Source organism: Mycobacterium sp. NPDC006124 (genome assembly GCF_040614235.1).
Lineage (GTDB): Bacteria > Actinomycetota > Actinomycetes > Mycobacteriales > Mycobacteriaceae > Mycobacterium.
The window spans coordinates 56,015-70,896 of sequence record NZ_JBEXUA010000018.1 but is presented as its reverse complement, the minus strand read 5'-3'; the positions used below and the strand labels follow the sequence as shown (position 1 = coordinate 70,896).

16 protein-coding genes are annotated in these 14,882 nt (G+C 69.1%); 7 read left to right on the top strand and 9 right to left on the bottom strand.

The genetic code is table 11. From position 1 onward, the window contains the following. Positions 1-3: 3 nt before the first annotated feature. Complete coding sequence (locus tag ABZ195_RS25805; protein WP_355222735.1) at positions 4-1,110, bottom strand: 3-oxoacyl-[acyl-carrier-protein] synthase III C-terminal domain-containing protein; 1,107 nt, start codon at positions 1,108-1,110, stop codon at positions 4-6. Positions 1,111-1,238: 128 nt separating this feature from the next. Beyond that, on the bottom strand, positions 1,239-1,664 hold the full coding sequence (locus ABZ195_RS25800) for a hypothetical protein (protein ID WP_355222734.1): 426 nt from the start codon (positions 1,662-1,664) through the stop codon (positions 1,239-1,241). 63 nt (positions 1,665-1,727) lie between these two features. Here ABZ195_RS25800 and ABZ195_RS25795 point away from each other — a divergent pair, with 63 nt between their 5' ends. Continuing rightward, positions 1,728-2,171, top strand: a complete 444-nt coding sequence (locus tag ABZ195_RS25795; RefSeq protein WP_355222733.1) for an SRPBCC family protein — start codon at positions 1,728-1,730, stop codon at positions 2,169-2,171. Here ABZ195_RS25795 and ABZ195_RS25790 read toward each other — a convergent pair. Further along, the gene (locus tag ABZ195_RS25790; protein ID WP_355222732.1) at positions 2,168-3,574 is read right to left on the bottom strand and encodes an amino acid permease; all 1,407 of its coding nucleotides are present in this window, start codon (positions 3,572-3,574) and stop codon (positions 2,168-2,170) included. The two genes, ABZ195_RS25795 and ABZ195_RS25790, sit on opposite strands and share 4 nt — an antisense overlap. A 275-nt stretch (positions 3,575-3,849) precedes the next feature. Here ABZ195_RS25790 and ABZ195_RS25785 point away from each other — a divergent pair, with 275 nt between their 5' ends. Continuing rightward, positions 3,850-4,485 carry a cutinase family protein gene (locus tag ABZ195_RS25785; protein ID WP_355222765.1) on the top strand — a complete coding sequence of 212 codons (636 nt, stop codon included), beginning with the start codon at positions 3,850-3,852 and terminating at the stop codon, positions 4,483-4,485. On the opposite strand, the gene ABZ195_RS25780 is transcribed toward ABZ195_RS25785, so the two are convergent. The 4 genes from ABZ195_RS25780 to ABZ195_RS25765 form a co-directional block, all read right to left on the bottom strand. Continuing rightward, a complete protein-coding gene (locus ABZ195_RS25780; RefSeq protein ID WP_355222731.1) occupies positions 4,486-5,415 on the bottom strand; it encodes an enolase C-terminal domain-like protein in 930 nt (309 codons plus the stop codon). Positions 5,416-5,442: 27 nt separating this feature from the next. Continuing rightward, entirely contained in the window at positions 5,443-6,237 is a 795-nt protein-coding gene (locus ABZ195_RS25775) for a GNAT family N-acetyltransferase (RefSeq protein ID WP_355222730.1), read from the bottom strand. A gap of 13 nt (positions 6,238-6,250) precedes the next feature. Beyond that, entirely contained in the window at positions 6,251-7,006 is a 756-nt protein-coding gene (locus ABZ195_RS25770) for a hypothetical protein (RefSeq protein WP_355222729.1), read from the bottom strand. A 70-nt stretch (positions 7,007-7,076) separates the two neighbouring features. Beyond that, a complete protein-coding gene (locus ABZ195_RS25765) occupies positions 7,077-8,390 on the bottom strand; it encodes an ammonium transporter (protein ID WP_355222728.1) in 1,314 nt (437 codons plus the stop codon). Between the two features lie 123 nt (positions 8,391-8,513). Between ABZ195_RS25765 and ABZ195_RS25760 the strand changes: the two genes are divergently transcribed. The 5 genes from ABZ195_RS25760 (at position 8,514) to upp (ending at position 12,739) form a co-directional block, all read left to right on the top strand. Further along, on the top strand, positions 8,514-9,122 hold the full coding sequence (locus ABZ195_RS25760) for a class I SAM-dependent methyltransferase (RefSeq protein ID WP_355222727.1): 609 nt from the start codon (positions 8,514-8,516) through the stop codon (positions 9,120-9,122). Then, positions 9,119-9,520: a VOC family protein gene (locus ABZ195_RS25755; RefSeq protein ID WP_355222726.1), complete on the top strand. Its 402-nt coding sequence runs from the start codon at positions 9,119-9,121 to the stop codon at positions 9,518-9,520. Before ABZ195_RS25760 ends, ABZ195_RS25755 begins: the two co-directional genes overlap by 4 nt. A gap of 85 nt (positions 9,521-9,605) precedes the next feature. Further along, a complete protein-coding gene (locus ABZ195_RS25750; protein WP_355222725.1) occupies positions 9,606-10,841 on the top strand; it encodes a GTP cyclohydrolase II in 1,236 nt (411 codons plus the stop codon). After that, positions 10,838-12,070, top strand: a complete 1,233-nt coding sequence (locus ABZ195_RS25745; protein WP_355222724.1) for a URC4/urg3 family protein — start codon at positions 10,838-10,840, stop codon at positions 12,068-12,070. The genes ABZ195_RS25750 and ABZ195_RS25745 overlap by 4 nt, the downstream gene beginning before the upstream one ends. Positions 12,071-12,097: 27 nt before the next feature. Continuing rightward, on the top strand, positions 12,098-12,739 hold the full coding sequence (gene upp / locus ABZ195_RS25740) for a uracil phosphoribosyltransferase (RefSeq protein ID WP_355222723.1): 642 nt from the start codon (positions 12,098-12,100) through the stop codon (positions 12,737-12,739). A 7-nt stretch (positions 12,740-12,746) separates the two neighbouring features. Here upp and ABZ195_RS25735 read toward each other — a convergent pair whose 3' ends face one another. Continuing rightward, complete coding sequence (locus tag ABZ195_RS25735; RefSeq protein ID WP_355222722.1) at positions 12,747-13,454, bottom strand: GDSL lipase; 708 nt, start codon at positions 13,452-13,454, stop codon at positions 12,747-12,749. Continuing rightward, positions 13,454-14,704 (bottom strand): acyltransferase, encoded by a 1,251-nt coding sequence (locus ABZ195_RS25730; protein WP_355222764.1) that lies wholly within the window; start codon positions 14,702-14,704, stop codon positions 13,454-13,456. The genes ABZ195_RS25735 and ABZ195_RS25730 overlap by 1 nt, the downstream gene beginning before the upstream one ends. Between the last annotated feature and the right edge of the window lie 178 nt (positions 14,705-14,882).

The window sequence follows — 14,882 nt, the reverse complement described above, 5'->3', positions numbered from 1 at the left end:
GCGTCACCTCCACCGCAGCAGGACGAGCTCCGAGCAGAAGCCTGGACCCATGGCCATCATCAGCCCGGAGGTACCCGGCTCGGGACGCTTGGCGATGGTGTCCCGCAGCACGTGCAATACCGACGCCGAGGACAGATTGCCCACCTCTGCCAGCGAGCGCCACGTCAGCTCCAGGGCATCCTCGGAGAGGCCCAGCGTGGCGGTGATCGCCTCGATGACCTTGGGCCCACCGGGATGGCTGACCCAGGTCCCGACCTCGGAGATCGTGGACCCATGTGCGGCAAGGAAGTTGGTGACGTCGTCACCGAGGTACCGCTCGACGACGCTGGGCACGTCGGGCGAGAGCACCAGGCGGAATCCCCTGGAGTCCACGTCCCATCCCATGGTGCGCTGCGAGTCGGGATAGAGGTGGCTGCGCGAATCCAGCACCTCCGGGCCCGACGGCGCCATGTTCAGCGCGCGGCGGTCACCCACGGCGACGACGGCGGCCGCTCCGTCGCCGAACAAGCTGCTGCCCACGACCGTCGCCATCGACGGGTCGCGTTTGGGCACCAGCGAGCACAGCTCCACGGCGACCAGCACGGCAACGTCGTCGGGCGCACCACGTAGATAGTCGTGCAGGCGCGCAACCCCGGCCGCACCCGCGACACAGCCCAGCCCGAACATCGGCACCCGTCGCACGTCGGGGCGAAGCCCGATCCGGGTGGCGATGCGGGCCTCCAGCGTGGGCACGGCGAGGCCGGTGACGGTCGTCGAGTAGATGACGTCGACGTCCGCCGGGCCAAGACCCGCGTCCTCGAGTGCACCCAGCACCGCGGCACACCCGAGTTCGACTGCGTGCTCGATGAACACGTCGTTGGCCCGGCCGAAGTCGTCGAGCGTGGCGTACTCCTCCAACGGCAGCACCATGTGTCTGCCGTCGACCCTCGCGCTGCGATGCAGCTTGCGGATGGGTTCGGCGTATTCGGCGTAGCCGGGGATGGCCAGCAGCGCCTCGGTCACCTCGGCCTGGGTGTATCGGTGGGGTGGGAGCTCTCCTCGTACGGCGGCGATCACGGTCATGACACCCTCCTTCCTCCTAGATACGACACCCGGGGCCGAATGGTTCACCGGTGTGGCGACCGGAGCTCGCGACGGTGGTCCGGTTCCGCGGGTCGGCGTCGGCGCACGCAAAGACCCCCGAGGCGATCGGTGATCGCGCTCGGGGGTCTTGGGGGGTTTTGGCTGCCGGCGGTCGTCTACCCGGCGTTGGCGCAGAAATTGGGAACGCAGAAGCTCGCTCCGCCACGATCGGCGCTGGCGCTGCCGCCGGGCACGTACACACTCGCCCCACCCGGATTCGTCGATGCGCCCGCGCCCGGAACGGTGGCCTCGGTACCGCCGGGGCCCGCCTGGACTCCGGCTCCGGGGACCACGGCTCCGGCCCCGTCGGGTCCGGCTTGTGCACCGGCGCCGGGAACGGTCACGCCGGCACCGTCGCCGTTGGCGGTCGCACCCGTACCGGGCGCCACGGCCGACGCACCGTCGGGACCCGCGGTGGCGCAGGCGGGCGTGCCCTCGACACCGCACGGCGGCGGCGGGTTGGCTCCGGCGAGGGGGGCCAGCGAGATTGCGGTGACTCCGGCTCCGGCGACGATGATCTGTGTGAGGAGGTGCTTTCTCATGGCGCGGGAGTACCACCGCACAATCCGCGCGAAACATGCTCGTGTGTGAGCTACGTTTCCCTCGTGGCCGTCAACGAATCACGCGAAATCACCATCGAGGCAACACCTGAGGAGATCCTCGAGGTCCTGTTCGACATCGAGTCACTACCGGAGTGGTCACCGGCGCACCAGGAGGTCGAGGTACTCGAACGCGACGCCGACGGCCACCCCAAGCGGACCCGCCAGGTCGTCAAGATCGTGGGAATCAGCGACGAGCAGGAGCTCGCCCACGTCGTCCATCCCGACGGGGTCGGGTGGACGTTGGTCAGTTCCCAGCAGCAGCGCTCGCAGGAGGCGCGCTACACCTTGACCGCCGTCGGCGAGGATTCCACCCACGTCCGGTTCGACATCACCGTCGACCCGACCGTTCCGCTGCCCTCGTTCCTCATCAAGCGCGGCGCGAAGGGCCTGCTCGACACCGCCACCGAGGGCCTGCGCGACCGGGTGCGAAAGGTCAAGCGCGGCTAACGCCGTGCGGTCGACGGATGGTGCCCCCGGCGCCGGTGCACGACGACCCCGGCCCCGACGATGAACACCGCGGAGATCAAGGACAGGAAGATCGCCGACTGCTGATCTGGGTCGAACGCCATCAATATCAGCACCGCGACGATGGCGACCATCACGACGACGGTCAGGTACGGGAACAGCCACATCCGCACCGGCGCCTGCTCCCCCCGTGCCCGCATGCTGCGCCCGAGGACGAACTGGCTGGCCGCGATGGCGAGGTAGACGAACAGGGCGATCGCGCCGCTGGTCGCCAGCAGATAGGCGAAGATCTTCTCCGGCAACAGGTAATTGCCGACGACTGCGAGGAAACCGACCACCATCGAGGCCAGCACCGCGACCCAGGGGACGCCGTTGCCCGTCAGCTTGCGCACCACGCGCGGCGCGTCGCGGCGATCCCCTAGCGAGAACAGCATCCGAGATGCGGTGTACAGCGCGGAGTTCAGGCACGACGCGACTGCCGTGAGGATCACCAGATCCATGATGATCTTCGATCCCGGGATGCCGATGGCCTCCAGAGTGCTCTGATACGAGCCGTTTTCGAGCTTGTCGTAGGGCATCAGTGCCACGATCACGAAGATGGACCCGATGTAGAACAGGGAGATTCGCCAGATGACCGAGTTGACGGCCTTGCTGATGCCGGTGGTCGGGTCGGGCGACTCGGCCGCGGCGATGGTGACGATCTCGGTGCCCATGAAGGAGAACATCGTCACCAACATGCCGGCGATGACGGCTCCAAAACCGTTCGGCATGAATCCGTCTGGCTGCCAAAGGGAGTCGATGCCGCTGACCTGCGAGTCGGGAATGAGACCGAGGATGGCTGCGATGCCGATGGCGATGAAGGCGATGATCGCGACGACCTTGATGAGGGCGAACCAGAACTCGAATTCGCCGTAGTTGCCGACGCTGATCAGGTTGGTCACCGTCAGCAGCAGCGTGACCGCCAAGGCCCAGACCCACTGCGGGGCACCGACGAGGTCCGACAGGATGGACGCCGCGGCGGTGGCCTCGACCGGGATGACCAACACCCAGAACCACCAGTAGAGCCATCCCACCGAGAAACCGGCCCAGCCGCCGAGTGCCCGATCCGAGTAGACCGAGAACGACCCGGTGTCGGGGTTGGCCGTCGCCATCTCCCCTAACATCCGCATCACCAGGACGACGAGGGTGCCGGCCAGGAAGTAGGAGATCAGGACCGCGGGGCCGGCCTCCTTGATGGCGTTGGCGGACCCCACGAACAAGCCCGCGCCGATGACGCCGGCAATGGAGATCATGGTGATGTGACGAGGCTTGAGGCTGGTGCCAAGGCCTCCCTCCGGTGAATCCGGACGGGCGGTCTGGTCTTCGGCGGAAGCACGATCGGTCATGGAGCGCCACCCTTCGTCGGTGCCGGGTTTGCGACGCGCACTCGGCGACGCTGTGGGTTTCCCAACAGTCGCCGAATCGAAACCAGGACACTCTCCAACGCCTCGTTCGGGAACTTCACAGCGACGGTAGCCTGTTGTCAGAGTGACGGGAGTGATAATTGGGTATGAGCTAAGGGAATCCCCACTCAATCCATCTAGGTCAAGGAGCGGCCGTGCACGTGCAAGGGACGACCTCGCGTTGGACGCGCGCGTCGGCCGTGGTCGCCACCGCACTCCTGCTGGGCACCACCTCGGCCGTCGCCTTGACCACCGCTCCGTCCGCCGCGGCCGCCGACGACTGCCCTGACGTCGAAGTGGTGTTCGCCCGCGGCACCGACGAACCCCCGGGCATCGGGGTCGTCGGTCAGGCGCTCGTCGATGCGCTGAAACCGCTGGTCAAGGGAAAGTCCGTCCGCTCGTACGCGGTGAAGTACCCGGCGTCCTACGACTTCCTCGGCGTGGCCACCGGCGCCACCGACGCGAGCCTCCACGCGCAGGCGACGGCGAAGAATTGCCCCAAGACAAAGATCGTCCTCGGCGGATACTCGCAGGGCGCGGCCGTCATGGACGTCGTCACCACCTCGCCCATCACGGGCCTCGGCTTCCAGGCGCCGCTGCCGGCCGCGATGACCGACCACATCAGTGCGGTGGCCGTGTTCGGCAATCCGTCGGCCCGACTCGGTCAGCCACTGACGACGCTCAGCGCGTTGTACGGACCCAAGACAGCCGACATGTGCAACACCAACGACCCCATCTGCTCCCTGGGCAAGGATTTCACCTCACACGTCCGCTATCCCCAATCGGGGCTGGTCAAGAAGGCCGCCCAGTGGATTGCCGACAACCATCTCAACGCCAAGCCACAGTCCACCTGATCAGGAGCTCACCTGGGCCGCGCGCAATCGCCGGTGCCACAGGTCGACGCGGGCCGGGTCGGTGATCGCGTAGCGCCGCAACGACTCGGCCGCGGGAGCGGCTGGCGTCGGCGCGACCGGAAGATGACCGTCGACCGGGCGCAACGACCGGCCCGGTGCGACGAGGTCACCGGCCAATCCCGACACCGTGCCGAGCGCGCACGCGTACGGAAGGTCGGGAAGGGCACCCGCCAACGCCAGACCGGCAGCCTGCCCGATGCTCGTCTCCCCCGAGGACGCCACCACGCATGGCTTGTCCAGCCTTTCCGCGACGCGTAGCGCACGCCGTACCCCGCCGAGCGGCCCGCTTCGCAGGATCACCACGTCGACCACCTCGGCGTGCGACGGCCCCGCGGCGATCGGCACCTCGACCCGGCCGCGCATCGCGCTCACCTCGTCGGTGGTACGGCACGGCTCGGCGACGAAGTCGACGCCCCCGGCGGCCTCTACCAGAACGGCGATCGCCGCCACTGCGGCGTCCGGGCTCCACATACCGTTGGCGCACAACCGGATTCGCCCCCTCGGACCCAGTGTGTCACGGACCGCGGCGACGCGAGCGCAGTCGGCGGCCACACTTTCCGTCCCGACCGCGACGTCGGCGACCTGGCAGCCCGACTCCGCGGCGATGCGACCCGCGGAGGCGGCGTCGACCGCGCCCACCACCACGGCGACCGGTATCCGGCCGCGCCGCGGGTCCGGCCAGCCGACGGTGCCACCCTCGACGGCGGCGGTGAGCCACCGGACGGCCTCCTCGGAGTCGCACCCCGGCGGCGGACTGAACTCGCCCCATCCCTGCGGGCCCTCGATCAACATGCCCTCGTGCACCCCCGAGCCGTCGAGCATGGGGATGCCGAAGATCGGCGCGGCGTCGAAGTCGATCATCGCCTTCATCGAGGGCAAGCCTTCACCGGGGACAAGCTAATCGACGTCGCGTGGCGGCCTGCGGTAGGCCTGCACGATCGGCTCGACGGGCGTGAAGCCGGCCCTGCGGTAGACCCGCCCCGCCGGATTGGTCGCCTCGGTGACTATCACCCATTGGGTGCACCCGCGAGAGGCCGCCCACGCCCCCGCGACGCCGAGCAGATGGGAGGCCAGGCCCCTGCGGCGGTGCTCGGTTGCCGTGCCGACGGTCTGATAGCGCGCCGTGCCACCGCAGTCGACGATCCCGAGCTCGGCGACAAGTCGGCCGGCCGCGAAGGCACCGACGAAACGCGCTGCACCGCGGACGACCAACGCGCGCTGCGACGCGATCCGCGCCCTGGCGAAGCGCTTGTGCATCACCTCGTCGTACTGCAGGCTCTCGGCGTTGACGGCGAGTTCCCGCGCCACCAGCTGCTCCCAGTCCGGCCCGGAGAGCCCGCGGACGACGTAGCCGGGCGGTGGCGCGATCTGCCGAGGCGGATCCGTGGCCGCCAGCACGTCGTCGACCTCCAGCCGAACCCCGTGGCGACCCCAACCGGTCCGGTCAGCGGGCATCCGCGGAAGTCCGATCGCGATCCAGTCCGCCTGCGGGAAGGCCGACCGGAACGCGGCGACCCAGCGGTCAGCGGCGTCGACGGTCTCGGTGTCGGTGACGAAGAGGCAGTTGCCCCAATGGAAGTCGGGATTGGCGGGAGTCCGGACGACCATGTGGTCCCCGCGGTCCTCGACGACCGAACCCGTCAGTTCGAGCACGGCGAGATCGGTGGCCCACCCCAAGGACCGGGTGCGCATCGCGGCTCCCGTCTCAGCCGAAGAACCCATGCGCGCCGGACTGGCCCGGGGTGGCGCGACCGCGGTCGGTCTCGCGCGGGGGTGGCGGGGGCGTCGCACTCAGCGGTACCCGAGTCACGTTCTGCTGCGGCTTCTTCGGCGTGTCAGGGGTCTGGTAGCTCGGCGTGTAATCCCGCGTGACGACCGGCGGGACGGCGTCCGCCGGTGGCGGTGGCGGGGGCGGCGGGGGAAGCACCGGCGGTGGTGGCACCGGCGCGACGGTGGCGACCGCGGGGGCCGACGACGGCACCGGAGGCGCGGATGACGAACTCGACGGCGCCGGTGACGCCTCGTCGCCGTCGGGGCCGGCCATCAGCATCACGACGCCTGCGACGACGGCAGCAGCGGCGAGCACGGCGGCGGCAAACATAGCCGCCCGTGGCGGACGCCTCGGCGCCGGCGTCGACGTCTTGAACTCCCAGGCGCCGCTGTTGGAGATGCGGGACTCCCACGAGTCAGGGGCGGCGGCAGGGACGAATCCGTTGCGCCGGGTCGGCACGACGGTGGGCGGCGTGGCCACGGACACCGTCTCGACGGATCGCACCGGCTCTGCGGGGGCCATGTCCCGGACGAACCATCGATCGGTGTCGGCCTCGGACTCGTCGCGGTGGTCGAATCGCGGCGGAGGGGCAGGTCTGGGTGGGGTGTCTTCGGCGGGTCCTGCCGCGCCGAACCACCCGTCGTCGGGGTCGTCGAATCCGTATTCGGCCCCCAGGTCCCGAACCGTCATCCGGCCATGTTACCCCTTCTGACGTGCTCGAAGAACGCTCGCCGACGTCCGGGACCAATGGGGTTGGGCCTCAACCCTCCTCAGCCCCGTCCGGTCGCCGCGGGGGCGCCTCGTGGCTGCCGTACGTGGTCGCGCGCCGCGTCGGGGAGTGCCCGTGCACGCCTTCTGCATAGGCCGTCTCGGCGTGTTGGGTGAAATCGATTCCCGTGGTCTCGTCCTCGGCGCTGACGCGGAAGCCCATCAGCCGGTCGATCACCTTGGCAAGGCAGAAGGAGACCGTGAAGGCGTAGGCGGCGACCACCGCCGCGGCCAAGACTTGTTTGCCGAGCTGAGCGAGGCCGCCTCCGTAGAACAGGCCCCGCGGGCCGCCCGTCATCACCTCGGTGGCCAGCAGGCCGATCAGCAAGACCCCGACCACGCCCCCGACGAAGTGCACCCCGACGACGTCCAGCGAATCGTCGTAGCCGAAGCGGAACTTGAACCCGATCGCGAACGAGCAGACCACACCGGCCGCGAGGCCGACCAGCACTGCGCCGAGGGTGTTGACGGTGCCACACGCCGGGGTGATCGCGACCAACCCGGCGACGACACCGGAGGCGGCGCCGAAGGTCGTCGGCCGACCGTCCCGGAGGCGCTCGACCGTCAGCCAGCCCAGCATGCCCAGACACCCTGCCACCAGGGTGTTGAGGAAGATGGCCGCAGCCGTGCCGTTGGCGGCCAGGGCCGAGCCCGCGTTGAATCCGAACCAGCCGAACCACAACAGGCCGACGCCGAGCAGGACGAAGGGCAAATTGTGCGGGCGCATGGCCTCCTTCTTGAAGCCGATGCGCGGTCCCAGAACTAGCGCCAACGCCAATGCCGATGCGCCAGAGACGATCTCGACGACCAAGCCGCCGGCGTAGTCCAGCACGCCGAGCCTGAACATCCAACCGCCCGGTGACCACACCCAGTGTGCGACCACCGAATACACGGCGATAGTCCAGATCGGCACGAAGACCATCCACGCCGAGAACCTCGCGCGATCGGCGATGGCGCCGCTGACCAAGGCCGCCGTGATGATGGCGAACGTCAACTGGAAGGTCGCGAACAGCAGCTCTGGCACCGAGCCGTGCACGGTCGTGGGGTCCACGCCCAGCATCGCCACGTGGGCGAGATCGCCGATCACGCCGGCGTGTCCCTGCCCGGAGAAGGCCAACGTGTAGCCGAGCAGCAACCACGCCACCGTCACCAGCGGGATCGCGATGAAGCTCATCATGATCATGTTGAGCACGCCGGTGGTGCGCATCATGCCGCCGTAGAAGATCGCCAGACCTGGCGTCATGAGCAGGACGAGCGCGGTGCTGGCCAACAGCCACGCGGTCGCCGCCGGATCGATCGAGTTCACGCGCCCACTCCTTGCCGAAGATTCGCACGAGGTTAGCGAACTCGGCGCCGGGGTCGGAGGACGCCCCGGAACGGGCGTCGGCTCACGCGGCGCACGTGCACGACAATGATCGACAATGATCCGGTGAGCACCCGATGGCAGGACACGGACGCCCCGCGCGGCGAGGACTACGACCAGCGGTGGATCCGACTCGCCGAATCCGGTGCCGGCATCCACGGCGAGGCCGACCTGGTCGAGGATCTGCTGACGCAGACCGGCGGCAACCGGGTACTCGACGCCGGGTGCGGCACGGGCCGGGTGGCGATCGAATTGGCCCGCCGCGGACGGCTGGTCGTGGGAGTCGACGCCGACCCCGACATGCTGGCCGCCGCCCGCGCCAAGGCCGGCGACCTCACCTGGATCCACGCCGATCTGGCCGAGGCGGACGACCACGCGCCGGGCGTGTTCGACGTGGTGCTGCTCGCCGGCAACGTGATGATCTTCCTGGCCCCGGGATCGGAACGACGCGTGGTGCGCCAGATGGTGGCGCGGTTGGCGCCCGGCGGGCTGCTGATCGCCGGATTCTCCCTGCAACCCGGGCGACTCACCCTCGACGACTACGACCGACTGGTCACCGGAGCCGGTCTGGCGTCGACGGCGAGGTGGGCGACGTGGGATCGCGAACCGTACGGCGGCGGAGACTACGCCGTGTCGGTGCATCGTCGGCCCGACGTGGCAGGGTCGTCGTCGTGACCTCGACGACGCCCCCCGCCTCCCCCGAACTGCGCATCGGATCGATCTCCGTCGACTGCCCAGACCCTGCCGGGCTCGCGGACTTCTACGCCGAGCTGTTCGGCATGACGCGGGTCGTCGAGACACCCGACGGCCGGGTCGTCGCCATCTCCGACGGCACCCACACACTGGCGATGATGAAGGTCGACGATTACGTGCCGCCGACCTGGCCCCAGCCCGGGCAAGGACAGCAGATGCACTTCGACGTCTCGGTCGCCGATCTCGACGCCGCCGAGGCGCGCGCGGTTGCCGTCGGAGCCACGCTCGCCGAGCATCAACCCGCCCCCGACCTGTGGCGGGTGTTACTCGATCCGGCCGGGCATCCCTTCTGCCTGACCACCTTCGGACCCCAGTCCTAGACGCCAGGCGTCCGGCGAGTCGAGTCGCTATGCTGGCGCATTCGATCGGCCCGACGGCCGAACGTTCGACCCCCGAGGAGCGAGCATGGTCGCGCACATCCGGCTGACCTCGCACAGCGGCGGGATCGGTGCGCTGCCCATCGTCTGGGACGCACCGACCGCGAGCGAGCGCGGGCCCGTCATCGGCACGACGACCAAGCGCGCCCATCGCAACGTGATCGGCACCCACAGCGGCTCCTACGGCGTGTACCGCGCGCTGGCCGTCGCCGCGGGTGCACTGTCGAGGGAACACAAGGCCGACCTCACCAACACCGCACCCACCGATGCGGTCGGGCCGTACCCGCAGTGGAGCGAGCCGGGCAAGATCGTCAGCCTCGACCCGTGGGGCGCGATGGTCGCCGAGGTGTTCGCCGACGAACTCGCCGCGGGTCACGACATGCGCCCGACGATTGCCATCACCAAGGCGCACGTGATCCTGCCCGAGGTCGTCGAGGCGGTCCGGACGGGCCGACTGGTCCCCGACGGCCACGTGCTGCTGCCCAGCGGAGCCGCCCTGGTCACCAAGGCCGCGATCGAACCCGTCTGGTACCTGCCCGGGGTGGCGCAGCGGTTCAACTGCTCCGAAACCGACCTGCGCAGAGTGCTTTTCGAGGAAACCGGCGGCATGTACCCCGAGCTGGTCACCCGTTCCGACCTCGAGGTGTTCCTGCCCCCGATCGGCGGGCAGACCGTCTACGTCTTCGGCGCCCCGGCCGACCTGGCCGACCCCTCGGTCGAACTGACCGCGCGAGTGCACGACGAATGCAACGGCTCCGACGTCTTCGGTTCCGACATCTGCACCTGCCGGCCGTATCTCACCCACGCCATCGAGGAGTGCATCCTCGGTGCCCAGCGCGGCGGCGTGGGGCTGGTCGCCTACTCCCGCAAGGAGGGCCGGGCGCTGGGCGAGGTCACGAAGTTCCTGGTCTACAACGCGCGCAAGCGACAGGAGGGCGGCGACACCGCCGACCAGTACTTCGCCCGCACGGAATGCGTTGCGGGCGTGCAAGACATGCGCTTTCAGGAATTGATGCCCGACGTGCTGCACTGGCTCGGCGTGCGCAAGATTCATCGACTGGTCTCGATGAGCAATATGAAGTACGACGCCATCACCGGGTCGGGCATCGAGGTCGGCGAGCGCGTCAACATCCCCGAGGACCTGGTACCGGCCGACGCCCGCGTCGAGATCGACGCCAAGATGGCCGCCGGTTACTTCACTCCCGGTCCGGTTCCCGACGCCGAAGAGCTGCGAAACACGAAGGGCCGCGGGTTGAACGGATGAGTGCCGCCGAGGCCGACGGGGCCGCGGCGTTGCTGCGCACCACCACCGCCGTGCGGGACCGCGCCGGGGCGCTGCTGCGCCGGGCGCGTGCCGGCGACTCGCCGTGGTTCCTCGTCGACGACCAGGCGACACCCGCGGCCGTCGGCGAGGTCGCGGCGGTGACACGAGAGCGCTACCCGCAGTTGGACATTCCGTTCCACAGCCGATGGCGGCACTTCGAGGCCGGCGGGGTCGACCGCACGGCCGAGCTCGACGCGCTCCTCTCGCCGCTCGACCCCGCCGGGCGCGCCCGCGCCATGGTCGACCTCGTCGTGGTCAGCGTGCTGCTCGACGCCGGGGCCGGACCCGACTGGCACTACGACGAAACGGCCAGCGGCAGACGATTCGACAGGTCCGAGGGCCTCGGGGTGGCGTCATGGCACGCGTTCGTCGACGGCGTCTTCTCCGGTGAGCCCGCCGACCCGTTGCGCGTCGACGCCGAAGGCCTGCTGAGTGTGACGCCGGCGCGCGTGGCCGAGGCCTTCCAGATCAGCTCCGACAACCCGCTGGTCGGCATCGACGGTCGAGTAGCCCTGCTGCACCGACTGGGCCGGGCACTGGGTGCGCAGCCCGAGACCTTCGGCCCGCTCGGACGCCCCGGCGGGCTGTTCGACCGGTTGGCGCCACGAGGCGGTCAGGCGGGGGTCACCGCACACGACATCCTCTCCGAGCTGCTGCGGACGATGTCGGGAATCTGGTTGGTGGACAACGTCATCGGCGACCAGCGTCTGGGTGACTGCTGGCGGCACCCGGCCGTACCGGGGCCCGGCCTGACGCAGGGGTGGATGCCCTTCCACAAACTGTCGCAGTGGCTGACCTACTCGCTTCTCGAGCCGTTCGGCTGGGCGGGCGTGCCGGTCACCGGCCTGGACGCACTCACCGCCCTGCCCGAGTACCGAAACGGAGGCCTGCTGCTGGACACCGGGGTGCTGCGACTGCGCAATCCCGACTGGCTCGGTACCTCCTGGAACGTCGACGACGAACTCGTCGTCGAATGGCGGGCGTTGACGGTGGCACTGCTCGACGAGCTTGCCCCGCTGGTACGCGACGAACTCGGGGTGGACGCGACCCGGATGCCGCTGGCGTGCGTACTGGAGGGTGGCACCTGGGCCGCGGGACGCGCTCTGGCGCAACGCCGTCGCGGCGGTTTGCCGCCGCTGTCGGTCGTCAGCGACGGCACCGTCTTCTAGACCGCCGCACTTCGAAAGGGGACGAACGTGGACGACAGTCAGGGCACGCTGCACCTGGTGGACCATCCGCTGGTGCAGCACAAGCTGACCCTGCTGCGCCGAAAGGAGGCCTCCACCAAGACCTTCCGCCAACTCGTCAACGAGATCGCCGCCCTGGTGGCCTACGAGGTGCTGCGGGACATACCGCTGCACGACGTCGAGATCGAGACGCCGCTGGAGACCATGACCGGCCGGGTCATCGACGGCAAGAAGCTGGTGTTCGTCTCGATCCTACGGGCGGGCACCGGCATCCTCGACGGCATGCTCAGCGTCGTCCCCGGTGCGCGCGTCGGGCACATCGGTCTGTACCGCGACCCCAAGACCCTGGTCGCGGTCGAGTACTACTTCAAGATGCCGGGCGATCTCGAGGAGCGGGACGTGGTGGTCGTCGACCCCATGCTCGCCACCGGCAACTCGGCAATCGCGGCCGTCGACCGGCTCAAGGAGTGTGGCCCCAAGTCGATCAAGTTCGTCTGCCTGCTGACCTGCCCGGAGGGCGTGGCCGCCATGCAGCAGGCCCATCCGGATGTGCCCGTCTACACCGCCGCCGTCGACCGCCAACTCGACGAGCACGGGTACATCCTGCCCGGCCTCGGCGACGCGGGCGACCGCATCTTCGGTACCAAGTAGCTCCGGTTCACACCCGGCGGGGCAGCTGATCGCCGATCAGCGGGGCTATCTTGTCGGCCATGTAGGCGTGGCCGGCGTTGGTGGGGTGGACACCGTCCGCGCCGATGAGGTCCGGGCGGTCCACGAACCACCGCTCGACGATCGGGTCGACGAACGTCGCGCCCGCGAGCATCGACTGAAACGACAGGATGTCGCGGATCTGCAGCACGGCGGGCGGGACGTCCGCGGTCGGCCACGGCGGCCCGATCACCAGCAGCCGGGCAGCAGGCGCGATGTTGCGTGCCATGGACAGCGCGCTGAAGACCTGCCCGTTGAGTACGTTCGGGTCGACGCCCTGGTCGTTGCGGGAGCCGTAGAAGACGACGACCGCGTCGTCGGGTCGCACCGCCCTCGGCGTCAGATCGGTGAACAGGTTGCCCTGGTCGCCGCGCACGCCGTACCCCGCCCGGCCCTCGGCCGCGACGTCGGCGTTGACCTGCATTCCCCGTCGTGCCAACGTCTTCCACGCCAGCACCGGCCATGCGTTGGGGCCCTGACCGCCGATCGCGGTGCCGTTGGTGTACGAATCGCCGACGACGGCGACCCGCGTCACCGGTGTGCCCGCCGTGGTGGCGTCGTACGGCATCGTGCGGACCGACGGCCCGTGGAGCAGCACCCCGACCACCAGGGTCAGAGACAGGACGAACGTGGCGAACCGGCTACCGAACTCGTGCATCAACCCGCCTGGACTCGAAGTGTCTTGGGCCGTTCGTCCACTCTGCCCCGGACGAGGTGGGGCTCGGGCGGATCGGGCGCGTCGGACTGCGGAGTGTGCTCCAGGTCGACCGGCGGCCTGCGCTCACCGACCATGCGGCGCATCCACATTCGCGCGGGTTCCTCCACGAGATGGAACAGCAGGATGCCCAACCCCAGCGACACCAGAAGCAGCGCGACGTAGACGAACTTGGCGCCGAGGCTCGGCTCCATCGTGATCTGGTACTGCGCCATGATCCACAGCCAGGCGGTGTGGACAAGTTCGTGCACCATGTACAGGCCGAACGAGACCTGACCGCCGTAGACCATCACCCGGGTCGACAACAGTGCCGGCAGGGTGCCCGAGCCGAGGGCCAGCGCGACGACCAGCGGCATGAAGAGAACGTCGACCAGGCCGAAGTCGTCCCGGATGTTCGGCAGCGGGTGGGCGTCGAACCAGTACAGCGCACCGACGATGACCGCCAACAGCACGACCGACACCACGCCGGCGACGGTCCGGCCGCGGTCGGTGGGCCTCATCTTGCGGACCGCCGCGCAGGCCAGCGCGCCGGCGGTGAACTGCAGGACGATGCGCGGCAGCCAACTCCACGGCGTGTAGAACTGTCCGCCCGAGCCCACCAGCAGGATCAACGGGGGCAGGGTGGCTGCGAACGCCAGCAGCAGAAGACCCCGCGCCCGCGTGGCCCGGTCGACCCGATGGATCACCAGGATCAGCGCTCCGAACAGCAGGTACGCCAACCACTCTGCGCTGATCGACCACGCGGGGCCGTCCCAGCTGGAGAAGTCGAAGAAGGGCTGGAACCACAGCTGCACCATCACCAGCTGACGCAGATAGCTGATCGCCGTCAACGACCCCGCCTCCGGAGACGGAAAGTCTCCGTAGTTGAGCGTGAAGATGATCCACAGCGCCGCGAGATGCATCGTCACCAGATACAGCGGCCACACCCTGGCCAGCCGCAACCACAGGAAGTGCAGGGTGGCCCTGGTCGACCACCGGTCGCCCATGCGCTCCAGGTAGTTCCACGTCAGGACGAACCCGCTGAGGATGAAGAAGAGGTCGACACCTTGGGCGCCGCAGTCGAGGACCGGTTTGAGCGAATCATAGAGCGGTGGCGACGCCATCTGCAGAAGCGGACGGAAGTGGAACATCACCACCCACAGGGCCGCAACGATGCGCAGGCCGGACAGGGCCTTTATCTCTCCGGTGCGCACAAGACTCTTTCCGTGATTCGAGCCGGCCGGGTCGCGGGTGACTCCGCGCCGTTGCGTCAGCTGCCGTGCGGTCGGGGCCTTCGGTCGGCTCATCGGAGGGTAACAGCGCCGCCGCGGCGGGTGCATGTCCGCAACGCTGTGCACTTGCTGACACGACGCTTCACTTTCGTGTTCGGTG